The following is a 23,687-nucleotide window of genomic DNA, read 5'->3' as shown; positions in this document are numbered from 1 at the left end:
GAAAAGTAGATCACTAAAATTGTTTTAAATTTAAAAATAAAAAAAGGAGTTTTTATCATGAAAAACTGGAAAAAATATGCTTTTGCATCTGCTAGCCTTGTAGCTTTAGCTGCTAGCCTCGCTGCTTGTGGAAACCTTAAAGGTAACAACCAAAAAGCTGCTGACTCAGCTTCAGGTGACAAAACTGTTATCAAAATGTACCAAATCGGTGACAAACCAGATAACTTGGATGAATTGCTAGAAAATGCAAACAAAATCATCGGAGAAAAAGTTGGTGCTAAATTAGATATCCAATACCTTGGATGGGGTGACTACGGTAAGAAAATGTCAGTTATCACTTCATCAGGTGAAAACTATGATATCGCATTTGCAGATAACTACGTTGTAAACGCTCAAAAAGGTGCTTATGCTGACTTGACAGAATTGTACAAGAAAGAAGGAGCTGACCTTTACAAAGCACTTGACCCAGCTTACATCAAAGGTAACACTGTAAACGGTAAAATCTATGCAGTTCCAGTTGCAGCCAACGTTGCATCTTCACAAAACTTTGCTTTCAACGGTCCACTTCTTGAAAAATACGGAATCGATATCTCAGGTGTAACTTCATACGAAACACTTGAACCAGTATTGAAACAAATCAAAGAAAAAGCTCCAGATGTAATGCCATTCGCTGTTGGTAAAAACTTTATCCCATCAGAAAACTTTGACTACCCAGTTGCAAATGGTCTTCCATTCGTCATCGACCTTGAAGGCGACACTACTAAGATCGTAAACCGTTACGAAGTTCCTCGTTTCGTAGAACACTTGAAGACTATGCACAAATACTATGAAGCAGGATACATTCCAAAAGACGTAGCAACTAGTGATACTTCATATGACCTTACTCAAGATACTTGGCTTGTTCGCGAAGAAACAGTAGGACCAGCTGACTACGGTAGCAGCTTGCTTTCTCGTGTTGCTAACAGAGACATCAAAATCAAACCATTTACTAACTTCATCAAGAAAAACCAAACAACTCAAGTTGCTAACTTTGTAATCTCAAACAACTCTAAGAACAAAGAAAAAGCAATGGAAGTGTTGAACCTCTTGAACACTAACCCAGAACTCTTGAACGGTCTTGTTTACGGTCCAGAAGGCAAGAACTGGGAAAAAGTTGAAGGTAAAGAAAACCGTGTTAAAGTCCTTGACGGATACAAAGGAAACACTCACATGTCAGGATGGAACACTGGTAACAACTGGATCCTTTACATCAACGAAAACGTAACAGATGAACAAATTGCACAATCTAAGAAAGATTTGGAAACTGCAAAAGAATCTCCAGCGCTTGGATTCATCTTCAACACTGACAACGTGAAATCTGAAATCTCAGCTATCACTAACACTATGCAACAATTCGATACAGCTATCAACACTGGTACTGTAGACCCAGAAAAAGCTATTCCAGAATTGATGGAAAAACTTAAATCTGAAGGTGCTTACCAAAAAGTATTGGATGAAATGCAAAAACAATACGACGAATTCTTGAAAAGCAAAAAATCATAAGAATAATTGATTTCGTGTATTCATTCCTAAAAATTGCAATCACTGCCTTATCTGGATTTTTCCAGACGGGGTGGTGATTTTTTTGGTCAATACATATAATTATCTGTATTTGTATCTAGATATTTGCTCTGCCATATAAGATTGGACACCGTCACAGCTGAAAAAAGATCTGAAATTGGGTCTTGTTTTCAATTTTCGGTCAAATAAATTGCATTCGCTTTCTTGAGGGGTTATACTGTTATAGTTGAATAAAAAATTCTGATAATTTAATCTTAGAAAAGAGAAGCAAATGTCAAAAGATATTCGAGTTTTACTTTACTATAAATATGTTCCCATCGAAAACGCGGAACAATTTGCTGCAGACCACTTGGCTTTCTGTAAGTCTATCGGGCTCAAGGGGCGTATCCTAGTGGCTGACGAAGGGATCAACGGAACCGTTTCTGGTGACTACGAAACAACGCAAAAATACATGGACTACGTTCACAGCCTTCCAGGTATGGAAGACCTCTGGTTCAAGATTGACGAAGAAAGTGAGCAAGCCTTCAAAAAGATGTTTGTTCGCTATAAAAAGGAAATTGTCCACCTTGGTTTAGAGGATGATAACTTTGATAATGACATCAATCCTCTTGAAACAACAGGTGCTTACTTGTCACCAAAAGAATTTAAAGAAGCCCTTCTAGATGAAGATACAGTTGTCCTTGATACGCGTAATGACTATGAGTATGACCTGGGGCACTTCCGTGGAGCTATCCGTCCGGATATCCGCAACTTCCGTGAATTGCCACAATGGGTCCGTGATAACAAGGAAAAATTCATGGACAAACGTGTCGTGGTATACTGTACTGGTGGAGTCCGCTGCGAGAAATTCTCTGGTTGGATGGTTCGTGAAGGCTACAAAGATGTCGGCCAATTACACGGTGGTATCGCGACTTACGGTAAAGACCCAGAAGTTCAAGGGGAACTTTGGGATGGGAAAATGTACGTGTTTGACGAGCGTATTGCAGTCGATGTCAACCATGTCAATCCAACTATCGTAGGGAAAGACTGGTTTGATGGAACACCATGTGAACGCTATGTCAACTGTGGAAATCCTTTCTGTAACCGCCGTATCTTGACATCAGAAGACAACGAAGACAAATATCTTCGTGGTTGCTCACACGAGTGTCGTGTTCACCCACGTAATCGCTATGTTTTAGAGCATGAATTGACACAAGATCAAGTTATCGAGCGTTTAGCAAAAATTGGTGAGAGCCTAGATCATTCAGAAGTTGTATAATAAACATTAACAGTCCTAAAGGGCTGTTTTTCTATGCTTTTGACTAAAAAATCTTAAATTTGTTTCTGCATCTTTCAGGAAAATGGTGTATACTATATGTAAACGATTTCAAAGGAGACCATTATGGTTAAAACATTTTTTATTCCAAATAAACAAAGTATTTTAGGACAACAGGAGATTTTAACAGCTAAGTCAGTTTTGGCCCTAGTAGAAGGCTTAGAGTCACATAGTTATGATGCAGTTTACCTCCGTCAACCTCTCAATCGCCTTGAGTATATCGAGTGTGGGATCGTAGGTAAGTCTCAATTTCTCTTTAAAGTTCGATATCTAGATGCTCAAAAAGGCTATCAAGTAATCATTCCTGACTTGATTACAAGAGCTGACTGGGAAATTGTAGAAGGGCTCTTGCGTGCTTTGTCTAGCAAGGTTGGTGAAGCAGTTGAAGGCTTGGCAGACTTTGATTTGGAAGACTATTTCCAAGAAACTGTTAAAAACTATCTAGCTGATAAAGCTGCTCGTTTAGGTTTCTGCCAAGGAATTCTTTCACCTGTTTACTTTGATAAGAAGGACTTAGAAAGCTTTCTAGAAGAAGATGGAGTGGCACGTTTTGAAGAGTTAGTTAAGAGGGTTCAAGAATCAGATGCATATCCTTCCAGTGCTAAATTCTATCCAGATGGTGAAGGTAAGGTTCATGGGGTCTATCACCTAGCTCAGGGAGTAAAAACCATTTTGCCAAAAGAACCGGTGATTCCTGCTCCTTACGTGGAGCAATTAGTTGGCAAGGAGCTTGTTTGGGAGATTGATTTGGTAAAAATCTCTGGAGATGGTTCAAAACCAGAAGACTATGAAGCAGTAGCTAGACTGGATTATCAAGCGTTTTTAGGAGCTTTGCCAAAAGAACTTTATCAGGACTTAGATGCTAACCAAGTAGAAGTAGGCCCTGTTTTAGGTGAAGATTTTGAGAACTTAGTAAAAGGTAACTAGAGGCATAAATGAAAGATATTGGTTTTAAATAATGTGAAAAGGCAGATCGTTTGATCTGCTTTTTGTGTACACAAAAAAACCTGTCAGAGTGACAGGTTTTTATCTTACATAAAAGCAAGGATTCGAAGATAGTCGAAAACAAGTGCCATTTCTGCTAGGAAGAAGAGAAATAGAACACCACCGTTGACTAGGAAAGCTAAGAGAAGGCGATAGAAGGGATCAGTTTGACTATCCTTGCTAGGTCTTGAGATGATGTAGAGATTGGCCAAGATAGTCAGACCAATGCTAATGAGGCAGAGAAGAGCTGCAAAACGTAGACTATTAAAGAAGGCAAAGAAACTCGCAATACCCGTGAGCAGGATAGGAAGGGCGAAGAGCCTGCTGTATTCTTGCAAGGTTTTTTCTAGTGTCCAGTCACTGTCCTGGTCGACAAAGCGTTTGACTACAAATCCACCCATGAGGATTGAAAAGAAGAAGAGACTTGTCGCTACTAGGATGGAGAAGACCGAGAAGAGATTGAGAGACGGGAATTGTTCCATGAAGTGAGTATCGATGCTTGCCATACGACCATAGTAGCCTTGTTTGGCGTGATAAACTGTAAAGAGGAAACTTGTGGCAGAAAAGATAGTTAGTAGCGTAAAGGCGTTATAACTATGTTTTTTATCTGTATCAATGCTTGCTGTTGGTTCTTTCAGAGCACCTTGTAACCAGCCCCAAAAATCAGCCAATTCTTCTTTGAAGATTGCAGTTTTTGTAGGGACAGGGTCTGGGACAAATGGACTTTCCAAAGATTTGCTAGGCTGAGGTGCTTCCTTAACTGGTTTTTCTGCTTGGTCTGTCTTTGTTGCCAGTTCTTCTTGTTCTTCAGTCTCTACAGGTTCTTCTGACTTATCTATCTTTTCTGTATTTTCCACGAGTTCTGCGTGTTCGTCATTCTCTACTTTTTCTAGGTCAGCTTCTTGTTCTTCAGGGTTGACTTGAAGACTTTCTTCAACCACTGGCAACTCTTCTTTTTCTTTTAACTCTTCTTGAGGAATGACTAGGTCAGATGGATGTTCTTTTTTCTCATTGTTGGCTGTTTTCTCGAAATCAGCACTTTCAAACCATTCTTGAGTCATAATAGACCTCCCTTTTTTGATTAATTTTTGAGTAGTAACTACTAGTTATCTTTATTCATGATTTCTATAAGAAAGCATGCGATCTTATTATGGGAAATAGATACTTTGATTCGATTTTGCGACGAGGAGATCTTGCGTATCTTTTTTTTCTGTTTTGTAGGGGTTCGCTAATGCTTCACCTTTACTACCTCCCGTAGGTATGTCACGTCTGTCTCGATGCCAACGATAGATATCACCATGTTCAGCAGAAAACTCAACATTGATTCGATCAAGTTCCTTTTGAGATAACTCGAGTGAGATATCTTTTCTTGCCTCGAATTCTACCTTACCGTGGACTTGGATGTCGTCAGCAGAGATATGTTGATGTTCTGCTTGGATACGGCTATCTGTTAGACTGATTCCAAATACATTGACAATTCCAGTTGTAGTCAGCTGGCTATTTTTGATCTCGCTATTAGTGATACGAAGAAGATAGCCATTTGACTGAATCTTGGCATTGCTGAGTTTTACATCGGCAATCGAAAGGACACCGTGGTCGACCTGGGCGGTTAGATCTTTTAATTCTCTTCCTTTTGGCAACGATAGAACGACCTCATCATTGCGGCTGGAAATTCCGCTTGCGATAAAGAGGATACCTTCGATACTAGAACCTACAGAACGACGTGTCGTTGACTTGGTGTCAGAAATCTCAAGAGTTTTTTCTTTGATAGAATGCTGGAGGTTTTCTTTTTCAGAGATGGTCGGGTGATACTGAAGGTGAATCTTGTCATCGCTAGATTCTCTAATGACTAACGAATGTTCTGTCAGTGACATGTTAAGATTTTCAATATCTTGATCAAAAACGAGCTCTTCCATTCGGCTTTCAAAGACTGGATTTTGAGACATTGCAAGGAGGCTTCTGACACCATCGGTTTGGATGCCGATGATTATCATGGCAAAACCGATGATACTAGTAACAACACCAAAGATAAGAAATCCTTTTGTTAATTTACGCATGACTTTCACCTCTCTTTCCTCTATTAAGAATCCACTGAATAAGTCGAAGGATTAGTAATCCAAAGAAACGTGCTACATAGGAAGTCGCTAGTAAGACTAGAGACGAAGCCCCGATAGCTAGTAAACCTCCACCAAAAATCAGCACAAAAGCAGATGTAGATTCAGCCAGGACGTAGAAGCTTTCAAATAGGAGAACGCCTCCTAGGATTAGTCCAGCTGCTGATACAGCAAAGAAGGCTAAAAGTACACTAACCGCAGCGATAAAAATCCCGATGATAGCCATGAGAAGACCAATCCCGACTGGAATCCCAATAGGTGCAGCCAGAAGTGCGATGATTGCGATTTGTAAAACCTGACGGTTGTTCTTATTGGAATTTTCTTCGTTGATTTTTTTATCAAGAAGTGTAGTCAGGACATCATGGGCAGCTTCTTTTGGACTTCCCAGGCTAGCTATTAGGTCTTCCTCGCCTTCAGGACCAGCATCATCAAAGAGTTCTTTGAAGTAGTCCATGGCTTCGATGCGATCAGATTGAGGAAGCTTCATCAGATAGGCTTCAAGCTGATTCAAATATTCAGTTCTTGTCATGGCGAATGCTCCCTTCTATGATGCCGTTGATAGTGTCAGTGTAGAGTGTCCACTCTTCTCTGAGTACAAATAGTTGCTCCTCCCCAATCTCTGTTAAGGAGTAGTACTTCCGCATCCGACCTTGGTATTCGCGAGAGTATGTAGTTAGATAGCGGTTGGTTTCCAGTTTTTTCAAGATGGGGTAGAGGGTAGATTCCTTGATTTTGGCAATGAGTTTAATGGTTTGGCTAATTTCATAACCATAGGAATCCCCTTGTTCTAGAATGGCCAAGATGAGAAATTCAATCAAAGCCGCTGATGTCGGAAAATACATGGGGCACCTCCTTTTTAGTATATAAAAATTCTATATATAATTATTCTACACATACATCATACATCTAAATGTAAGCCCTGTCAAGCAATATGTGTAAAATTTTTATATATAAAAATCTCCTAGTAAAAACTAGAAGATTGGAGGCTGTTTTGCATTACTTTGAGGCAATACTTATCTGCAATCCTCATCATAAATGGGCGGAAGATAAAAATACTTGTCTTCAATCTTGATTTTGGCACAGAGAATGCCGTTTTGATAGACATATCCGTTAAATGGAGGATAGCTATCCAAGTTTTTTAGGATATTCTCAGGCAAAGAACTAAAATTGTAATCCCTCAGAGCCCCAGAACCAATCAATCTTTCAGTCCGATAAGCCTTGATTTCTTTGTCATATTTTTTGAGAAATTCTTCTCGTTTGCTTTCAAAGAGAGCCAAATCTCCGTCATCTAACTGGTAATAGCGTTCGTAACCAGCAATCCAAGAAATATAAACACACAGTAAAGATTTTTCTATCTCTGGAGAGTAGCCAATTGTAAAGTAATTTTCTTTGTCGACCTGCCGATTTTCTACTGTGATAGTCTGTATAAAGTTAGTCATGATAATCTCCGTTTTAAGAATGAACTAGAAAGGCTTCTCATTTAAAAATCTTTTAGCTCATCAAAGATTTCTATAAATTTTTCTTTGTCCATCCCTAAATCTTCAGGTAGTAAATCTAAGATCTCGATCAGGGCATCATAGATATCCTCTCTCTCGATTGTTTCAATAAAACAGTTACGCTTGTCCATTTTATTGAAACCTTGAGTATATTCTCTTATGAGGGCTTCTATGTGTTCCGTAGTGTCCTCGTTGGGGTTTTCTAGAAGCTTTCTAACACTTGCTCTAGTCTTTCTATATAGAGAGGCTGCTTTTTTTGCGTTTGCGGTTGAAATATTTTCTTGTCCATCCCATGAGCGAAATGGATTGTCTAGGTTTTGGGCTAGCCATTCAGCTTTTCTCGGTTTTGTTATCCAAAGATTCAGTCCCTTGTCCTGCTGTTTTTTATAATATTTTTTGGCTACTTTAGCGGCCTCTTCTGGTAAGCTGCTCATCCAAAACATACTTAATCGAGGTAAATCTTCTGGTTTGGGAATATCCTCTGCAGTAAAGCCAAACAAATCAACAGTGGAAAACATGACTAACTCTTTGAACTCTGATAATTTATGGAAATTGAGAATATGACCAGGTTTCCCCCACAATCTTAATTCCCTAAGTCTTGGATAGTTATTCAAGATTTGTGCAAAGTCTATTTCAAGGATGTTAGAACAATGGATGGCTCCTAAATCTTTTAATCCCAGTGCCTTAGGTAGAGAACTATCAAGTTGTAATCGTAAGCTGGCTCCATGGTCCTTTACAAGTATTTGACAATTGTCGCTCATGTCTCCTAATAAGACTAGCTCCTCCAAATCATCGTTTAGTCTAAGTTCCTCTACGCCTGTCAAATCAATGGAAAGCCGATGTATGGATGTCTTAGAAAAATCCAGTTTTGTTTGTCCATGATTTTTAAGAACTAGTTCTGTAATAAAAGGAGTTGACTGCAAATACTCATATATATTTTTGTGCCATCTCGTTAATGTCAACTTAGATAAACAAGGGAAGACTTTTAATTCTAATGCGTCTTCAAAAGGCGTCCACTCGTCATTGATATTGTGTTTAGAAATACGGCACTCATTTCCTGTAAATGAAACTTTTTCCTTGCTTTTATCTGCTTTCTTAAATAAATCTCTTTTTTCTTTTGGTATTTCTTGCCATTTCAGTTGCCTATAAATATCGTAACCATTTCCCCAAAACATAGCATATGTGTTTGTGCTTTCGGTTGTTAATGGTGTTGTATTACCAATAAAAATATAATGTGACGGTACATGAATATCAACATTACTGAGATGTAAGTTTCTTTCCCAGTACATAAAATCTATATAGAGTGGCTTCAAAGAAGATAATTCTTCTTCTCTAAGAGGTTGTTTTCCTGACCAGTCTAAAGACAGTAGGACAGCCTGCGGCTTTTTCTCCCCCTCTTCTATCTTGGTTATCTGACAAGCTATGTATTTTTTTAGATGGAAATTGTAAACACAATAGACGTCCCCTGCTTTTGCTAGCATACAAATTTCTCCTTATATGATTCAATGGTCTTTGGATAATCGATATTTTTTATCCAATTAAAATTTCTTAATGGCGTTAAAACAATCATAAATGTAGACGTTTATAATTTCAACTTTAGCATCGCTTCAACTATCAATTCCGAAAGTAATAATCTTTTATGTACCCAAACAGTGCTACTCCTAATAAAGTGTAACCGGAGTTTTCCTAGCTTTATTATATCATTTTTGCGCATAGTAAGAGTAGTATGCTTGGTAAATCTATACTTTGTAAAATGTTGTGAAGATCAAAAAAAACCAGACTCAGTCTGGCTTTCAAAGTGTGTTTATTTGTGGCAAATTCTAAAAACCTTTTTAGAGGATTTTATCCGATTTATCCACCATAAAGAGAGCGATTGTCATGATGATATCAATCATTAAAAGAGCCAGTACAGCTGGGATCCACGAATGGAAAAAGTTAAAACTATAACCAAAGAGAGTTGGTCCAAAGGCTGCCAGGATGTAACCACCTGTCTGGGCAAGCCCAGATAATTGGGCCGTCTTTTTAGGAGAGCTAGTTTTGATAGAGAAGCAAACCATGAGATAAGGGAAAAGAGCGCTACAAGCAGTACCAATTAAGAGATGCGCTACTAACCAGTAGAGGAAACTCTTGCTCGGGTATAAGAGCATGGCAATTCCAAGCAATCCAGCGATAGAGATGACTGTCAGCATGATTTGACGGTGACGATTGGACAAACGAGTTGTTAAACTTGGAATGGTCATCGAGAAGGGGATACTAATCAGTGAAAAGATAGAAGCCAGAAGGCCAGCGTCTGTATGAGATAGTCCTGCACTGATGGCCATGGTTGGTAACCAGGTCATGCTAGTATAGAAGAGCAAGGACTGAAGTCCACCAAATACAATAATAGCCCAAACTTCCTTGTTTTTTAAGATATTCTCTTTCTTTTGTTTTTTCTCATGTCCTTCTAGAAAATGATTGCGACGATGATTGGGGAACCAGACCACTAAAGTTAGTAGGCAGACGAAGGATAGGCAGAGGATCAAGCCTTTCCAAGAGGCCGCTTGAGTAATGGGAACAGAGAGATAGGAAGCAAGAGCTGTTGCGATTCCCATGGAAGTCACATATACTGTTGTCAAGAAGCTAATCTTTTGTGGGTAGTTGGCCTGAATAGCGCTAGGAAGGAGCACGTTAAAGATTGCAATACTTGCTCCGATGAGTAAAGTTCCCAGATAGAGTAGAGGAAGATTAAAGATACGAATCACGGAACCTATGGTCAATACGATAAGACTATAGGTGAAAAGGTGCTCGAGCCCAATTTTTTGAGCCAAACGTGTCGCAAAAGAGGAGAAGAGGGCAAACATCAAGAGAGGAAGGCTGGTCAAAACACCAAGTGAACTGACTTCTACTCCAAAACCTTGAGCAATGTCACCTAAAATAGTTGGCAAAGCTGTGAAAGGAGCCCTTAAGACCGCTCCGATTAAGATAAATCCTAGAATAAAAAAGAGTGATCGTTTTTTCATGTGAACCTCAATATGCTGATTTTGATAACAGCTTATTTTAAGGCTTTTTCCCATAGATGTCAAGATAGAGAGAATCCGTTACTTAGCTCAGCGAAATCATGGGAAAAAGAAGAATATATTTACTAGTTTTTTTCTGGGATTCAAATAAAAATAGGAAAGTCTGGAAATTTGTGATAAAATAGTGAAAGAAAATCTATACATTGGAGAAGTACTGTGTCTGAAAATCGTAAATTTAGCGTCTTGATGTCAGTCTATGTTAAAGAAAATCCAGTCTTTCTAGAAGAGGCAGTAGAGAGCATCATACATCAAACGCTCAAACCTAGCGAAGTGGTCATCGTCGAAGATGGGCCACTGACACCTGAGCTCTATCAAGTTTTGGAGAAATTGGAAGCACAGTCAAGTATTCCGATCAAACGTTGTCCACTTGAGCAAAATCGCGGCTTAGGCTTAGCGCTTCAGTACGGTGTCTTACAGTGCCAATATGATGTCATTGCTCGTATGGATACAGATGATATTGCTGTTGAAGACCGTTTCGAACAACAGTTCGAATTGATGGAAAAAGAAAATTTGGACCTACTAGGTGGTCATATCGCAGAGTTTATCGACCAACCTGACGAGATTGTGTCCTATCGTCGTGTGCCGATTAAGCATGAGGATATCATTGCCTACCAACGTATGAGAAGCGCCTTTAATCATATGACTGTGATGTTCAAAAAAGAAATGGTGCTCAAGGCTGGTAACTATGAGGATGGTCTTTATATGGAAGATGATCTTCTCTGGCTAAATATGATTAGTGCTGGAGCTCGGACTGGAAATGTAGATCAAATTCTTTGTAAGGTGCGCGTGGGAGCGGGGATGTTTGAACGCCGTGGAGGTCTTCGCTATCTCAAGCTCTATCGTCAGGCACGTCAAAGAATGCACGCGCGTGGGCAGATTTCTTATGGTGAATACCTGAAAAGTGTTTTAATTCAGGTTGTCGTTGCTCTGTGCCCAGGCTTTGTGCGACAGTTTATATTTTTGAAACTTCTAAGAAAAAGCAAGTAATGCTTAGCTGATAGGATTTTAATCTAATATCTTATCATTTCTAGAAAATGTGATTCTGTGTAGGAGGATACCATTCACATGAATAAAAAAATAACAGATTACGTCATTGATCTGGTTGAAGTATTAAATAAACAACAGAAACAAATATTTTGGGGATTTTTTGATATTGCCAGTATGGTCTTATCAATTATTGTGTCCTATATTCTATTTTATGGGTTAATCAATCCAGCCCCGGTAGACTATGTCATTTACACCAGTCTAACCTTCCTGTTCTATCAACTGATGATTGGCTTCTGGGGTCTTAACGCTAGCATTAGTCGCTATAGTAAAATCACAGATTTCATGAAGATTTTCTTCGGAGTGACCATCAGTAGTGTCTTATCCTATGTGATTTGCTACGCCTTTTTGCCACTCTTTTCTGTCCGCTTTATCGTACTCTTTATCCTATTAACCACCTTTTTGATTTTACTTCCTCGTATCACTTGGCAGTTGATTTACTCAAGACGTAAAAAGGGCAATGGAGATGGAGAACACCGCCGTACCTTCTTGATTGGTGCTGGAGATGGTGGCGCGCTCTTTATGGACAGCTACCAACATCCTACTAGTGACCTTGAGCTAGTTGGAATTTTGGATAATGATGAAAAGAAAAAAGGTCAAAAGCTTGGGAAAATCCCAGTTTTGGGTTCTTATGATAATCTACCAGAATTGGCTAAACGCTACAGAGTAGAAAAAGTTATCGTTGCAATTCCGTCTCTAGATCCATCTGAATATGAGCGAATTCTGCAAATGTGTAACCATATCGGTGTAAAATGCTATAAGATGCCGATGATTGAGTCAGTTGTGCAAGGCATCCAACCTCAAGCAGGTGGTTTCCAAAAAATTGATATCACGGACCTGTTAGGACGTAAGGAGATTCAGCTTGATGAATCACGTCTGGGTTCAGAAATCACTGGTAAAACCATCTTGGTGACCGGTGCCGGAGGATCAATCGGTTCAGAAATCTGCCGTCAAGTTAGTCGATTCAATCCTGAACGTGTCATTTTGCTCGGTCATGGAGAAAACTCTATTTATCTGATTTACCATGAATTGATTCGCAAGTTCCAGGAAATTGATTTTGTTCCTGTTATTGCTGATATTCAAGATTACGATCGTTTGCTTCAAGTTTTTGAACAGTATGAACCAGCCATTGTTTACCATGCTGCAGCCCATAAGCATGTTCCAATGATGGAGAGAAATCCAAAAGAAGCCTTTAAGAACAACATCCTTGGAACTTATAATGTTGCTAGAGCGGTTGACGCTGCTCGAGTTCCTAAAATGGTTATGATTTCGACAGATAAGGCCGTTAATCCACCAAACGTCATGGGAGCTACCAAACGTGTGGCTGAGTTAATTGTTACAGGATTTAATCAACGTAGCCAATCTACCTATTGTGCGGTGCGTTTCGGTAACGTACTGGGTAGCCGTGGTAGTGTAATTCCTGTCTTTGAACGTCAGATTGCTGAAGGCGGTCCTGTAACAGTGACGGATTTCCGAATGACTCGTTACTTTATGACCATTCCAGAAGCTAGTCGTTTGGTGATTCATGCGGGTGCTTATGCCAAGGATGGAGAAGTCTTTATCCTTGATATGGGTAAACCTGTTCGCATCTACGATTTGGCTAAGAAAATGGTTCTACTCAGCGGTCATACTGAAAATGAAATTCCAATCGTAGAAGTAGGTATTCGCCCAGGTGAAAAACTATACGAAGAATTACTGGTATCAACTGAACTCGTTGACAATCAAGTAATGGACAAGATCTTTGTTGGTAAAGTAAATGTGATGCCTCTTGAGATGATCAACCAGAAGATTGAAGAGTTCCGTACCTTGCAGGGTTCTGAATTGAAGAGAGCAATCATAGCTTTTGCTAATGAAACAACTCATGTGGATTAAATATAAAAAATAAGGTATTATCCGTCAAATCTTCTTTAAGTGGAGGTGACAGGTAATATCTTTTTTCTATATTTAGAGGAATTTTCAGCTAATTTTAAACATATTTGCTCTAAGTGAACAGATATGGTAAAATATAATAAATAACAATAATAGGGAGTATCTTATGATTAACGCTTATAAAAGTTTCTTTAAAGGCTATGTAGATTTTGCAGGCCGTTCAACACGTTCTGATTTCTGGTGGGTTTGGCTTGGAAATATGATTCTTTATATTCCTTTCTTCTTAACATACGGAAATGCTCTAGCTAATTCACGAAACAAGAGCGCTCTTATTGCTTTGGGCTTTATCGCTATTATCTATTTTATTTTTGGCTTAGCACTTTTCTTACCGTCGCTTGCTTTGATGGTCCGTCGCCTTCGTGACGCTGGTTTCCACTGGGCACTTATCTTTATTTTATTCGTTCCACTGGGTAGTATTGTTCTTCTAGTACTTTTTGCTATGCCAACAAAGGAAGAAGCAACTCCAGTTATGAACCAAGTAAAAGAAGTTCAAGCTGAAGAAGTTGTAGAGGCAGTTGAAGCTCAAGAAGTCTCACCATTTGAAGAAATAGACAAGAACTAAAGTAAAATTGTTAAAGCATCTCTAGTTGATAAGATCTTTTAAGATTGTAAAGCTAGATCCTAAAAATACTCCTAGGTCTAAATTTAAGATTTGGGAGTGTTTTATGTCTATTCACAGTCGCTCTACAAATCTTATTAAGTATTCTAAACGATAAAAATAATAATAGGGGAGTAGCTTATGATTCAAGCTTATAAGAATTTTTTCAAGAATTATGCAGAGTTCACCGGTCGTTCGACGCGTCCAGATTTCTGGTGGGTTTGGTTAGGAAACCTCATCCTTTCTATTCCTTTCTGGATTATCTATTTCTACACTGTATTTCTTAGTACCGTGATGTATTCAGTGAGCGATTCAGCTAGCGAAGCTACTTTCATGGTTTTTGGTTTAGTTGCCATTATTTATGCAGTTTTCTACCTAGCAATTTTAGTGCCGACTTTAGCTTTGTCAGTTCGTCGTTTGCGTGACGCCGGATTCCACTGGGCCTTTATCTTCCTTCGCTTCGTTCCAATGGGAGGAATTGCTCTTTTGGTCCTTTTCGCTATGCCAACAAAAGAGACTGAAGTGGTAAACTATAGTGAACCTCAAACAGTCAAAGTCGAAGAAGTCATCGAAGACACACCGTTCGAAGAATCAGATAAGAGCTAAGAGATTCTTGTTTTACAGTTGAATCTTGTCTGGTAGTTCTCACGCCTGTTTAACATATAATTAGGAGTATCCTATGATTGAAGCCTATAAAAATTTCTTTAGAGGGTTTGCAGACTTTTCAGGACGTTCAACACGTCCAGACTTTTGGTGGGTTTGGATAATGAACAGTGTTTTATCCATTCCTCTTTATATTACCTATTTTCAGGCTGTCTTCACTAAAGAAGAAGTAGCAGACCCTATCGCAAGTGTGGGAATTCTGAGTTTTTATATCATTTTTTATTTAGTGATATTCATACCGAGTATCGCTCTAAGAGTTCGTCGTTTACGTGATGCAGGCTTTCACTGGGCCTTCATTTTTCTCGCTTTCGCTCCAATGGGAGGATTTATTCTTTTAGTCCTGCTGGCAATGCCAACCAAGGAAGTAACTAACTAATAAATGACAGATTAAAGCAAGCACAAATTTAAAAACACTCCAATTTAATTGGAGTGTTTTTTGTTTAGGATTTCAATTATAGTTGACGTAAAATGTCTGCTGGTTGATGTGCAACCCAGTCAGGTTGATAGGTCATGAGGTCCTTCTCGTCACCAAATCCCCAAGTAACAGCTAGTTTTTTAATGCCAGTTTCTTGGGCGCCAATCATATCAAATTTAGTATCTCCGATAAGGACCACTTTTTCTGGGTCCAAGTTATGAGTTGCCAAAGCTTGGCGAATGACGTCTGCCTTGTGCACTGCTTGAGGACTTGAACCATAGATGCCGGCAAAGAAATGCTCGATTTCAAAATTAGCTATCATATGTACTGCTGTAGGGGTATTTTTTGTTGTCGTGATATAGAGAGGATATTGTTGAGCTAGTTCAGCGAGTAGTTCCTTGATTTGTGGAAATAGCTGGGCTTCGTAAACTCCTTTTTCCTTATAATAGGAGCGATAAAGCTGGATAGCTAGCTCAACCTGATCAGGCGAGAGACAACTAGCAAAACTAGTCTCCAGTGGAGGGCCCATAAAACCACGGATGGTTTTTGCGTCTGGACTAGGGACTCCAAGTTGTTCAAAAGTATAGGTGAAGCCCTTGTGAATACCGATAGAGCTGTCCACAAGGGTTCCATCTAAGTCGAAAAAGATGGCTGATAAGGATGACATTGATTCTCCTAGTAATCTTGAAATTAGTCGCCGAAGATTTCTTTTTGAAGACGACGACCTGTCGGTGTGGCTGCGAGACCACCTTCGGCAGTTTCACGAAAGGCAGTTGGGAGACTAGAGCCTACTTGGTACATGGCATCAATAACTTCGTCAACTGGGATTTTTGATTCGATACCAGCTAAAGCCATATCAGCTGCGATGAAGGCGAAGCTTGCTCCCATGGCATTACGCTTAACACATGGAACTTCAACCAAACCTGCAACTGGATCGCAGATAAGACCGAGCATATTTTTGATAACGAAGGCGATAGCCTGGCTAGCTTGGTAAGGACTTCCACCTGCAGCCAGGGTTAGGGCGGCAGCACTCATGGCTGAAGCTGAACCCACCTCTGCTTGACAACCTCCTTCGGCCCCCGAGATAGAGGCGTTGTTAGCAATGACGAGCCCAAAAGCACCAGCAGCGAAGAGGAAATCTAGTTGTTGTTCATGAGTTAGATTTAGTTTTTGAATAGCAGATGTGAGAACTGCGGGAAGACAACCTGCACTACCTGCGGTCGGTGTTGCACAAACAAGGCCCATCTTGGCATTGTGCTCATTAACGGCAATAGCGTTACGGGCAGCAGACAAGACAGTGAAGTCTGATAAGGTCTTTCCTTTTTTGATGTAGTGGTCTAGCTTGGCAGCATCACCACCTGTCAGACCGCTACGAGATTTATTCTCATTGAGTCCGAGTTCAACAGAAGCTTTCATGACTTCAAGATTGCGCTCCATGAGGAGAAGAACTTCTTCACGCTCACGACCAGTTAGTTCAAACTCAGTCCTAATCATGAGTTCGGCAACATTTCCTTGGAAATCAAGTTCAGCCTGTTCAACTAATTCTTTGATAGAGTAAAACATATTTTCTCCTATTGAAAGAAATTGACATTGTGCAAATGAGGAATTTTCCGAATTTCTTCGATAGATTCTTCACAGTTGCGACTATCAACTTCAATAATCATGATGGCTTTTTCTCCAGCTTTTTCTCGAGTTACATTCATTTGAGCGATGTTGATACCAAAGCGAGAAAGAGCTTCAGTCACATGAGCAATCATACCAGGAACATCTTGATGAACGATGATGATGGTAGGGGTGTTCATGTTGAGAGATACGGCAAAACCATTTAATTCTGTCACCTGGATATTTCCACCGCCGATTGAAATTCCTGTTACGCTGATAGTCTTACGATCGTTCTTAACAGTGATTTTCGTAGTATTTGGGTGGGGAGCATTACTGTCCTTTTGGATGGTCCACACGATTTTAATGCCACGCTTGTGGGCAATTTCTAAACTATTTGGAATTTCAGGATCATCCGTATCCATTCCCAAAATACCAGCGACAAGAGCAAGGTCTGTTCCGTGTCCACGATAGGTTTTTGCAAAAGAGTTAAAAAGCTGAAATTCGACCTCGGTTGGAGTATCATCAAAGATAGATGAAACAATTTTACCGATACGGACAGCTCCTGCCGTGTGACTACTAGATGGCCCAATCATCACAGGCCCGATAATATCAAAGACAGATTGAAAACGAAGTGATTGCATCTGTTTCCCCTTACAAAGATTCTTACTTCTATTATAACAAAGATTAGATGTAAGTGCTTAATTACTTTCTGAAATATATAAAAAGATTAAAAAGCTTTTATAACAAGGGTTTTGTAACAAAAAGTGGCTTTTTTAAGTAAATAAATCACAGTTTTGTAACATTTCTACACAAATTCGTTAACAAATAGTAACATTAGAAAGGTATCATGGTAGTATAAGAAAAAAGGAGAACTTTTTTAAATGAAATTAAACATTAAGACTAAACTTGCAGGATTTGCAGTTGTACTTGCTTTCCTTGCACCATCACTTACTTTTGCACAAGAAACAAAAACTTATACAGTTAAACCTGGAGATACTCTTTCAGAAATTGCTGAGACTTACAACACAACAGTTGAAAAATTAGCTAAATTGAACAACATTAAAAATGTTGACCTTATCTTTGTTGACCAAGTATTGGTTATCGATGGGGCAGCTCCAGTTGCTGAAACTACAACAACAGAAGCTCCTGTAGCAGAAGTTGAAGAAACTCCAGCAGTTGCTGAAACTGTTGTAGAAGAAACTACATACGAAGAAACTTACGAAGCTCCAGCTCAAGCACCTGCAGCAACAGAAAGCTACTCAGCTCCAGCTGCAACTGTAAGCGGATCTGAAGCAGAAGCGAAAGAATGGATCGCTCAAAAAGAATCAGGAGGTAGCTACACAGCGACAAACGGACGTTACATCGGACGTTACCAATTGACAGATTCTTACTTGAATGGCGACTACTCAGCTGAAAACCAAGAACGTGTAGCAGACGCTTATGTTGCTGGACGTTACGGTTCATGGACAGCTGCTAAGAACTTCTGGCTTAACAACGGTTGGTATTAAGAAGATATAGAAAAGGAAGTCTCAATGACTTTCTTTTTTGTTTACAAAGATATCAACTTCTCGCTCTAGTTCTGTTAGTAAGTGTTCATTTTCTACTAGCTTAGCTAAGGAGAGTCCATTTTGTATCAACTGAGCATCATTAGTACAAATGACTATACGAATATAGGAAAACGCAAGTGTGTCATACCGTTTGCTTATTTTTGCTTCCTCCAAGAGAGTGTAGCAAAGCTGTTTGTAAACTAACTTATCACCATTGTAAAGATAAAGAGTTGAGAGATTCAGCAGCAACATCATATTTTGTCATTTTCATTATATCTAAGCATGTCTACTAGTCCAATAATTGGACTAGTGATTGGACATACTGAAATAAATCCAATAAATTCTATTATTATAGCTCTTAGTACGATATGGGCATTAATTTTGATATTATCAAGGGTGTATAGAAAATATTTTTATAGAGACGAAGATGACTAAAGTTTTTATCAATAATTGGCTCCATAATATCTATAGGGAATTTACCTACTACAAATATCATAGAGCCCTAAAAAAGAGCCGTTTAAGGCTCTTTTTGTGTGTTTACATTTGATGAGAGATCATTATAAACATTGGTGTTGAGGGCTTACAAGTTTATGGGATTTCGACATCTAGATTATTAGTTAGACGAACTGGTTGTATCGCTATTAGACTCTGATTGAGAACCTGAAGAATCAGCAGTTTGACCTCCTGTATTAGCGCTATTATCTCCTCCACTACTAGTACTACCAGATGAAGACTGCTCAGCTGCAGGTGCTTGGGAATTAGATATGCTTCCATTTGTTTCTGGATAGCTTTGAATATAGCTACTATCTTCTGAACGGTTGGCTTCTATTCCGGCATCTCTAGTAGTCGTTTCTGTTTGGGTAGTTTTTTCTTCTTCTTTTTTGGTCAAGACTTCAACTTGTTTTTGGAATTTAGAGATTAGTTCTTGAATTGGTTTTATCTTTTCTTCAAGAGCAACTTGGTCGCTGGCAGAATTAATGTTTTTAATGATGTCTATTATTTTTTGCAAGGAAGTGATGGCTGTCTCAAGTGTTTGTTTATCTTGAAACTGGCTATCAGAATCCTTTATATCTAATTTCAAAGCTTTTTCACTATAATGATTTGTGACTTTATCGGCAGTAGAAGCGAGAAAGTCTGCTAATGTCTTTTTGCCTTCATCAGTAGTTGGTTTTAATTCTTGAATTTTTTTCCAATCTTCTATAATAGTTTCAGAATCAATATTGAAGTCTTTAATGGCGTTTTTTACTTGTTCGACATCTTGTTGATTTTTTTGTTGTTTGATGAGAGCAACGTTCCCTCTCTCTGCTTGGATTTTTTCTTGATGGAGGACTAAGCCTGTCAAAAGTCCAATACCTGCAATAAGTGTAATAATAAAAATAGTATTTTTTGATTTTAGAATATCTTTGTAGTTGTTCACATTAGTTCTACGCACATGGATGATGGTGTATATATGGAATCATGTGCGCATTCCTCCTTATTAAAGTATATCATTTTTAGTTGATTTTAAAAATAAGTTTTTAAAGAGAATAGAGATTTAGGAATGGATTGATTTTTTTGTATCCTATCTTCATGTATTTATAAAAGAGGTGGCTAGGTTTGTCAGCATCTTCCTTGTCTTCTCTAACCAAGCATGTTATAATGAAAACTGCTCAAACGACCTTCAATCGTGATAGCAAACACGACCTTCAATCGTGAATAAACGAATAGATGGGAGAACTACCATGAGTGATAACTCTAAAACACGTGTTGTCGTGGGGATGAGTGGTGGTGTTGATTCGTCGGTGACGGCTCTCTTACTCAAAGAACAGGGCTACGATGTGATCGGTATCTTCATGAAGAACTGGGACGACACAGATGAAAACGGCGTCTGTACGGCGACCGAAGATTACAAGGATGTGGCTGCAGTGGCAGACCAACTTGGCATTCCTTACTACTCTGTCAATTTTGAAAAAGAGTACTGGGACCGCGTTTTTGAGTATTTCCTAGCGGAATACAGAGCAGGACGCACGCCAAATCCAGACGTTATGTGTAACAAGGAAATCAAGTTTAAGGCCTTTTTGGACTATGCCATGACCTTGGGAGCAGACTATGTAGCAACTGGGCACTATGCCCGTGTGGCGCGTGATGAGGATGGCATCGTTCACATGCTTCGTGGCGTGGATAATGGCAAGGATCAGACCTATTTCCTCAGCCAACTTTCACAAGAACAATTACAAAAGACCATGTTCCCACTGGGACATTTGGAAAAGCCTGAAGTTCGCAAACTAGCAGAAGAAGCAGGTCTTGCGACTGCTAAGAAGAAAGATTCAACAGGGATTTGCTTTATCGGAGAAAAGAACTTTAAAGAATTTCTCAGCAACTACTTACCAGCTCAGCCTGGTCGAATGATGACTGTGGATGGTCGCGATATGGGTGAGCATGCTGGTCTGATGTACTATACGATCGGTCAGCGTGGCGGACTCGGTATCGGTGGACAACACGGCGGTGACAATGCTCCTTGGTTCGTTGTCGGAAAAGACCTAAGTCAGAACATTCTCTATGTAGGCCAAGGATTCTACCATGATTCGCTGATGTCAACTAGCTTAGAAGCCAGTCAGGTCCACTTTACTCGTGATATGCCAGAGGAATTTACGCTCGAATGCACGGCTAAATTCCGCTACCGTCAGCCTGACTCCAAGGTGACTGTTCATGTCAAAGGAGACAAGGCAGAAGTTATTTTTGTGGAACCACAACGCGCCATCACACCAGGACAGGCAGTTGTCTTTTACGACGGTGAAGAGTGTCTCGGTGGTGGTTTGATTGACAATGCCTACCGTGATGGCAAGGTTTGTCAGTACATATAGATTGACAAATGTTCTCAATTTGCTACAATAATAAAAGCAATAGAAATGATGGTCAAAGCTCATGGATGTTGCAGGCTTTTTTGTCCTGCACTTCTTACGAGTTTTGACTGTTTTTGTGTCGTTTAAGGGAAAGGACAAGAATGACTCAGCAAGACTTTCGGACAAAAGTGGGGAATACGGTTTTTGGCGTTCGGGCGACAGCTTTGATTCTTCAAAACCGCAAGCTCCTAGTCACCAAAGATAAGGGCAAGTATTACACTATTGGCGGTGCGATCCAAGTAAATGAAAGCACGGAAGACGCGGTAGTCCGCGAAGTGAGGGAAGAACTGGGTGTTAAAGCTCAAGCTGGGCCACTAGCTTTCGTGGTTGAAAATCGTTTTGAACAGGACGGTGTTTCCTATCACAACATCGAGTTTCATTTTCTAGTAGACTTACTTGAGGATGCCCCGTTGACCATGCAGGAAGATGATAAAAGGCAGCCCTGTGAGTGGATTGATTTGGATAAACTCCAGAATATCCAGCTGGTTCCAACCTTTTTAAAAATAGCCCTACCAGATTGGGACGGGCAACTAAGACACATTCACCTTGAAGAATAGGAGAGAAAATGACTTATAATTTTACGGAAGAATACGATATTATTGTAATCGGTGCGGGACATGCGGGGGTCGAAGCTTCCCTAGCTGCGAGCCGTATGGGCTGCAAGGTCTTGCTTGCGACTATCAACATTGAAATGTTGGCTTTCATGCCATGTAATCCGTCTATTGGTGGTTCTGCCAAGGGGATTGTCGTGCGTGAGGTAGATGCCCTTGGTGGCGAAATGGCTAAGACCATTGACAAGACTTACATCCAGATGAAGATGCTCAACACTGGGAAGGGACCAGCTGTCCGTGCCCTTCGTGCGCAGGCTGATAAGGAACTTTACTCTAAGGAAATGCGCAAGACGGTTGAAAATCAAGAAAATCTAACCCTTCGTCAAACTATGATTGATGAGATTTTGGTGGAAGAAGGCAAGGTTGTCGGTGTTCGTACAGCTACCCATCAGGAATATGCTGCCAAGGCTGTTATCGTGACCACAGGGACAGCCCTCCGTGGGGAAATCATCATCGGAGATCTCAAGTACTCATCAGGGCCAAACCACAGCCTAGCTTCTATAAACCTTGCTGACAATCTCAAGGAACTTGGACTTGAAATCGGTCGTTTCAAGACAGGAACGCCTCCACGTGTCAAGGCTTCCTCCATCAACTATGATGTGACAGAGATTCAGCCAGGAGATGAAACACCAAATCACTTCTCTTACACTTCACGTGATGAAGATTATGTTAAAGACCAAGTTCCATGCTGGTTAACCTACACCAATGGTACCAGTCATGAGATTATCCAAAACAACCTCCACCGTGCGCCTATGTTTACAGGTGTGGTTAAGGGAGTGGGACCTCGTTACTGTCCGTCGATTGAGGATAAGATTGTTCGCTTTGCAGACAAGGAACGTCACCAGCTTTTCCTTGAGCCAGAAGGACGAAACACAGAAGAAGTTTATGTCCAAGGACTTTCAACTAGTCTTCCTGAGGATGTCCAACGTGACTTGGTTCATTCTATCAAAGGTTTGGAAAATGCAGAGATGATGCGTACAGGTTATGCTATCGAGTACGACATGGTCTTGCCTCATCAATTGCGTGCAACGCTTGAAACCAAGAAAATCTCAGGTCTTTTCACTGCTGGCCAGACAAATGGAACGTCTGGATATGAAGAAGCTGCTGGTCAAGGGATTATCGCGGGTATCAACGCAGCGCTGAAAATCCAAGGCAAGCCTGAGTTAATTCTGAAACGAAGCGACGGTTATATCGGAGTGATGATTGATGACTTGGTAACTAAGGGGACCATTGAACCTTACCGTCTCTTGACAAGTCGTGCTGAATACCGCCTCATCCTCCGTCATGACAATGCCGATATGCGTTTGACTGAGATGGGGCGCGAGATTGGGCTTGTTGATGATGAACGTTGGGCTCGTTTTGAAATCAAGAAAAATCAATTTGAAAATGAAATGAAGCGTTTAGACAGCATCAAACTCAAGCCAGTCAAGGAAACAAATGCTAAGGTTGAGGAGATGGGGTTCAAGCCATTGACAGATGCGGTGACAGCCAAGGAATTCCTTCGTCGCCCAGAAGTCTCTTACCAAGATGTGGTGGCTTTCATCGGACCTGCTGCTGAAGAGTTAGATGACAAGATTATCGAATTGATTGAAACAGAAATCAAGTACGAAGGCTATATCTCAAAAGCCATGGATCAGGTTGCCAAGATGAAACGCATGGAAGAAAAACGGATTCCAGCGAATATTGACTGGGATGATATTGACTCTATCGCGACTGAAGCTCGCCAGAAGTTCAAGCTCATCAATCCAGAAACCATCGGCCAAGCTAGCCGTATTTCAGGTGTAAACCCAGCAGATATTTCAATTCTTATGGTGTATTTAGAAGGTAAAAATCGAAGCATTTCTAAAAACTTAGAAAAGAAAGCTGACTAA

24 protein-coding genes are annotated in these 23,687 nt (G+C 40.0%); 13 read left to right on the top strand and 11 right to left on the bottom strand.

All coding sequences use genetic code 11. The features are described 5' to 3' along the window. Positions 1-57: 57 nt before the first annotated feature. The 3 genes from AC3E9F_RS06715 (at position 58) to AC3E9F_RS06705 (ending at position 3,802) form a co-directional block, all read left to right on the top strand. Positions 58-1,542: an ABC transporter substrate-binding protein gene (locus AC3E9F_RS06715; protein WP_263394169.1), complete on the top strand. Its 1,485-nt coding sequence runs from the start codon at positions 58-60 to the stop codon at positions 1,540-1,542. A 289-nt stretch (positions 1,543-1,831) separates the two neighbouring features. Beyond that, positions 1,832-2,818 carry an oxygen-dependent tRNA uridine(34) hydroxylase TrhO gene (gene trhO / locus AC3E9F_RS06710; RefSeq protein ID WP_263394168.1) on the top strand — a complete coding sequence of 329 codons (987 nt, stop codon included), beginning with the start codon at positions 1,832-1,834 and terminating at the stop codon, positions 2,816-2,818. Positions 2,819-2,941: 123 nt separating this feature from the next. Next, positions 2,942-3,802 carry a DUF4299 domain-containing protein gene (locus tag AC3E9F_RS06705; protein ID WP_263394167.1) on the top strand — a complete coding sequence of 287 codons (861 nt, stop codon included), beginning with the start codon at positions 2,942-2,944 and terminating at the stop codon, positions 3,800-3,802. Between the two features lie 104 nt (positions 3,803-3,906). Here AC3E9F_RS06705 and AC3E9F_RS06700 read toward each other — a convergent pair whose 3' ends face one another. The 7 genes from AC3E9F_RS06700 to AC3E9F_RS06670 form a co-directional block, all read right to left on the bottom strand. Beyond that, positions 3,907-4,920, bottom strand: a complete 1,014-nt coding sequence (locus AC3E9F_RS06700; protein ID WP_263394166.1) for a DUF6574 domain-containing protein — start codon at positions 4,918-4,920, stop codon at positions 3,907-3,909. Positions 4,921-5,007: 87 nt separating this feature from the next. After that, positions 5,008-5,916, bottom strand: a complete 909-nt coding sequence (locus AC3E9F_RS06695) for a DUF4097 domain-containing protein (protein ID WP_263394165.1) — start codon at positions 5,914-5,916, stop codon at positions 5,008-5,010. Then, complete coding sequence (locus AC3E9F_RS06690; RefSeq protein WP_006151044.1) at positions 5,909-6,502, bottom strand: DUF1700 domain-containing protein; 594 nt, start codon at positions 6,500-6,502, stop codon at positions 5,909-5,911. Before AC3E9F_RS06690 ends, AC3E9F_RS06695 begins: the two co-directional genes overlap by 8 nt. After that, a complete protein-coding gene (locus tag AC3E9F_RS06685; RefSeq protein ID WP_263394164.1) occupies positions 6,489-6,815 on the bottom strand; it encodes a PadR family transcriptional regulator in 327 nt (108 codons plus the stop codon). The genes AC3E9F_RS06690 and AC3E9F_RS06685 overlap by 14 nt, the downstream gene beginning before the upstream one ends. A gap of 171 nt (positions 6,816-6,986) precedes the next feature. After that, positions 6,987-7,412 carry a hypothetical protein gene (locus AC3E9F_RS06680; protein ID WP_263394163.1) on the bottom strand — a complete coding sequence of 142 codons (426 nt, stop codon included), beginning with the start codon at positions 7,410-7,412 and terminating at the stop codon, positions 6,987-6,989. 41 nt (positions 7,413-7,453) lie between these two features. Further along, a complete protein-coding gene (locus AC3E9F_RS06675) occupies positions 7,454-8,950 on the bottom strand; it encodes a gliding motility protein (RefSeq protein WP_263394162.1) in 1,497 nt (498 codons plus the stop codon). Between the two features lie 351 nt (positions 8,951-9,301). Next, complete coding sequence (locus AC3E9F_RS06670) at positions 9,302-10,468, bottom strand: CynX/NimT family MFS transporter (RefSeq protein ID WP_263394161.1); 1,167 nt, start codon at positions 10,466-10,468, stop codon at positions 9,302-9,304. A 213-nt stretch (positions 10,469-10,681) separates the two neighbouring features. On the opposite strand from AC3E9F_RS06670, the gene AC3E9F_RS06665 reads away from it, so the two are divergent. The 5 genes from AC3E9F_RS06665 to AC3E9F_RS06645 all read left to right on the top strand — a co-directional run bounded on the left by AC3E9F_RS06665 (position 10,682) and on the right by AC3E9F_RS06645 (position 15,135). Beyond that, the gene (locus tag AC3E9F_RS06665) at positions 10,682-11,512 is read left to right on the top strand and encodes a glycosyltransferase (protein ID WP_263394160.1); all 831 of its coding nucleotides are present in this window, start codon (positions 10,682-10,684) and stop codon (positions 11,510-11,512) included. A gap of 78 nt (positions 11,513-11,590) precedes the next feature. Continuing rightward, positions 11,591-13,441 carry a polysaccharide biosynthesis protein gene (locus tag AC3E9F_RS06660; RefSeq protein ID WP_263394159.1) on the top strand — a complete coding sequence of 617 codons (1,851 nt, stop codon included), beginning with the start codon at positions 11,591-11,593 and terminating at the stop codon, positions 13,439-13,441. A gap of 163 nt (positions 13,442-13,604) precedes the next feature. Beyond that, the gene (locus AC3E9F_RS06655; protein ID WP_214262819.1) at positions 13,605-14,060 is read left to right on the top strand and encodes a DUF805 domain-containing protein; all 456 of its coding nucleotides are present in this window, start codon (positions 13,605-13,607) and stop codon (positions 14,058-14,060) included. 177 nt (positions 14,061-14,237) lie between these two features. Then, complete coding sequence (locus AC3E9F_RS06650) at positions 14,238-14,702, top strand: DUF805 domain-containing protein (RefSeq protein WP_214262818.1); 465 nt, start codon at positions 14,238-14,240, stop codon at positions 14,700-14,702. A 73-nt stretch (positions 14,703-14,775) separates the two neighbouring features. Then, positions 14,776-15,135 carry a DUF805 domain-containing protein gene (locus AC3E9F_RS06645; protein ID WP_263394158.1) on the top strand — a complete coding sequence of 120 codons (360 nt, stop codon included), beginning with the start codon at positions 14,776-14,778 and terminating at the stop codon, positions 15,133-15,135. A gap of 76 nt (positions 15,136-15,211) precedes the next feature. On the opposite strand, the gene AC3E9F_RS06640 is transcribed toward AC3E9F_RS06645, so the two are convergent. The 3 genes from AC3E9F_RS06640 to sdaAB are packed head-to-tail and all read right to left on the bottom strand — an operon-like array spanning position 15,212 to position 17,417. Then, positions 15,212-15,841 carry an HAD hydrolase-like protein gene (locus tag AC3E9F_RS06640; RefSeq protein WP_263394157.1) on the bottom strand — a complete coding sequence of 210 codons (630 nt, stop codon included), beginning with the start codon at positions 15,839-15,841 and terminating at the stop codon, positions 15,212-15,214. Positions 15,842-15,864: 23 nt separating this feature from the next. Beyond that, the gene (gene sdaAA, locus AC3E9F_RS06635) at positions 15,865-16,737 is read right to left on the bottom strand and encodes an L-serine ammonia-lyase, iron-sulfur-dependent, subunit alpha (RefSeq protein ID WP_263394156.1); all 873 of its coding nucleotides are present in this window, start codon (positions 16,735-16,737) and stop codon (positions 15,865-15,867) included. Between the two features lie 8 nt (positions 16,738-16,745). Beyond that, on the bottom strand, positions 16,746-17,417 hold the full coding sequence (gene sdaAB / locus AC3E9F_RS06630) for an L-serine ammonia-lyase, iron-sulfur-dependent subunit beta (RefSeq protein WP_004251057.1): 672 nt from the start codon (positions 17,415-17,417) through the stop codon (positions 16,746-16,748). Between the two features lie 240 nt (positions 17,418-17,657). On the opposite strand from sdaAB, the gene apf reads away from it, so the two are divergent. Beyond that, positions 17,658-18,284: an aggregation-promoting factor gene (gene apf, locus AC3E9F_RS06625; protein WP_263394155.1), complete on the top strand. Its 627-nt coding sequence runs from the start codon at positions 17,658-17,660 to the stop codon at positions 18,282-18,284. 276 nt (positions 18,285-18,560) lie between these two features. Beyond that, positions 18,561-18,758, top strand: coding sequence for a hypothetical protein (locus AC3E9F_RS06620; protein WP_416385342.1), 198 nt, complete (start codon positions 18,561-18,563; stop codon positions 18,756-18,758). A gap of 178 nt (positions 18,759-18,936) precedes the next feature. On the opposite strand, the gene AC3E9F_RS06615 is transcribed toward AC3E9F_RS06620, so the two are convergent. Further along, on the bottom strand, positions 18,937-19,740 hold the full coding sequence (locus tag AC3E9F_RS06615) for a hypothetical protein (protein ID WP_263394153.1): 804 nt from the start codon (positions 19,738-19,740) through the stop codon (positions 18,937-18,939). Between the two features lie 304 nt (positions 19,741-20,044). On the opposite strand from AC3E9F_RS06615, the gene mnmA reads away from it, so the two are divergent. The 3 genes from mnmA (at position 20,045) to mnmG (ending at position 23,687) form a co-directional block, all read left to right on the top strand. Then, a complete protein-coding gene (gene mnmA / locus AC3E9F_RS06610) occupies positions 20,045-21,166 on the top strand; it encodes a tRNA 2-thiouridine(34) synthase MnmA (protein ID WP_414312436.1) in 1,122 nt (373 codons plus the stop codon). A 140-nt stretch (positions 21,167-21,306) separates the two neighbouring features. Further along, the gene (locus AC3E9F_RS06605; protein WP_490672951.1) at positions 21,307-21,762 is read left to right on the top strand and encodes an NUDIX hydrolase; all 456 of its coding nucleotides are present in this window, start codon (positions 21,307-21,309) and stop codon (positions 21,760-21,762) included. Positions 21,763-21,770: 8 nt separating this feature from the next. Then, entirely contained in the window at positions 21,771-23,687 is a 1,917-nt protein-coding gene (gene mnmG, locus AC3E9F_RS06600) for a tRNA uridine-5-carboxymethylaminomethyl(34) synthesis enzyme MnmG (protein ID WP_490672945.1), read from the top strand.

The organism is Streptococcus sp. SCPM-O-B-15277 (M60) (assembly GCF_058200335.1).
The sequence above is the reverse complement of the archived record's forward strand: the minus strand, read 5'-3'. Positions and strand labels throughout refer to the sequence as shown.

Excerpts from the sequence above, each read along its gene's own strand:
- sdaAB (WP_004251057.1), bottom strand. The coding sequence starts at position 17,417 with ATGCAATCACTTCGTTTTCAATCTGTCTTTGATATTATCGGGCCTGTG.
- AC3E9F_RS06640 (WP_263394157.1), bottom strand. The coding sequence starts at position 15,841 with ATGTCATCCTTATCAGCCATCTTTTTCGACTTAGATGGAACCCTTGTG.
- mnmA (WP_414312436.1), top strand. The coding sequence starts at position 20,045 with ATGAGTGATAACTCTAAAACACGTGTTGTCGTGGGGATGAGTGGTGGT.
- AC3E9F_RS06715 (WP_263394169.1), top strand. The coding sequence starts at position 58 with ATGAAAAACTGGAAAAAATATGCTTTTGCATCTGCTAGCCTTGTAGCT.
- AC3E9F_RS06655 (WP_214262819.1), top strand. The coding sequence starts at position 13,605 with ATGATTAACGCTTATAAAAGTTTCTTTAAAGGCTATGTAGATTTTGCA.
- AC3E9F_RS06660 (WP_263394159.1), top strand. The coding sequence starts at position 11,591 with ATGAATAAAAAAATAACAGATTACGTCATTGATCTGGTTGAAGTATTA.
- sdaAA (WP_263394156.1), bottom strand. The coding sequence starts at position 16,737 with ATGTTTTACTCTATCAAAGAATTAGTTGAACAGGCTGAACTTGATTTC.
- mnmG (WP_490672945.1), top strand. The coding sequence starts at position 21,771 with ATGACTTATAATTTTACGGAAGAATACGATATTATTGTAATCGGTGCG.
- AC3E9F_RS06690 (WP_006151044.1), bottom strand. The coding sequence starts at position 6,502 with ATGACAAGAACTGAATATTTGAATCAGCTTGAAGCCTATCTGATGAAG.
- trhO (WP_263394168.1), top strand. The coding sequence starts at position 1,832 with ATGTCAAAAGATATTCGAGTTTTACTTTACTATAAATATGTTCCCATC.
- apf (WP_263394155.1), top strand. The coding sequence starts at position 17,658 with ATGAAATTAAACATTAAGACTAAACTTGCAGGATTTGCAGTTGTACTT.
- AC3E9F_RS06695 (WP_263394165.1), bottom strand. The coding sequence starts at position 5,916 with ATGCGTAAATTAACAAAAGGATTTCTTATCTTTGGTGTTGTTACTAGT.
- AC3E9F_RS06605 (WP_490672951.1), top strand. The coding sequence starts at position 21,307 with ATGACTCAGCAAGACTTTCGGACAAAAGTGGGGAATACGGTTTTTGGC.
- AC3E9F_RS06675 (WP_263394162.1), bottom strand. The coding sequence starts at position 8,950 with ATGCTAGCAAAAGCAGGGGACGTCTATTGTGTTTACAATTTCCATCTA.
- AC3E9F_RS06670 (WP_263394161.1), bottom strand. The coding sequence starts at position 10,468 with ATGAAAAAACGATCACTCTTTTTTATTCTAGGATTTATCTTAATCGGA.
- AC3E9F_RS06650 (WP_214262818.1), top strand. The coding sequence starts at position 14,238 with ATGATTCAAGCTTATAAGAATTTTTTCAAGAATTATGCAGAGTTCACC.
- AC3E9F_RS06685 (WP_263394164.1), bottom strand. The coding sequence starts at position 6,815 with ATGTATTTTCCGACATCAGCGGCTTTGATTGAATTTCTCATCTTGGCC.
- AC3E9F_RS06700 (WP_263394166.1), bottom strand. The coding sequence starts at position 4,920 with ATGACTCAAGAATGGTTTGAAAGTGCTGATTTCGAGAAAACAGCCAAC.
- AC3E9F_RS06645 (WP_263394158.1), top strand. The coding sequence starts at position 14,776 with ATGATTGAAGCCTATAAAAATTTCTTTAGAGGGTTTGCAGACTTTTCA.
- AC3E9F_RS06705 (WP_263394167.1), top strand. The coding sequence starts at position 2,942 with ATGGTTAAAACATTTTTTATTCCAAATAAACAAAGTATTTTAGGACAA.
- AC3E9F_RS06680 (WP_263394163.1), bottom strand. The coding sequence starts at position 7,412 with ATGACTAACTTTATACAGACTATCACAGTAGAAAATCGGCAGGTCGAC.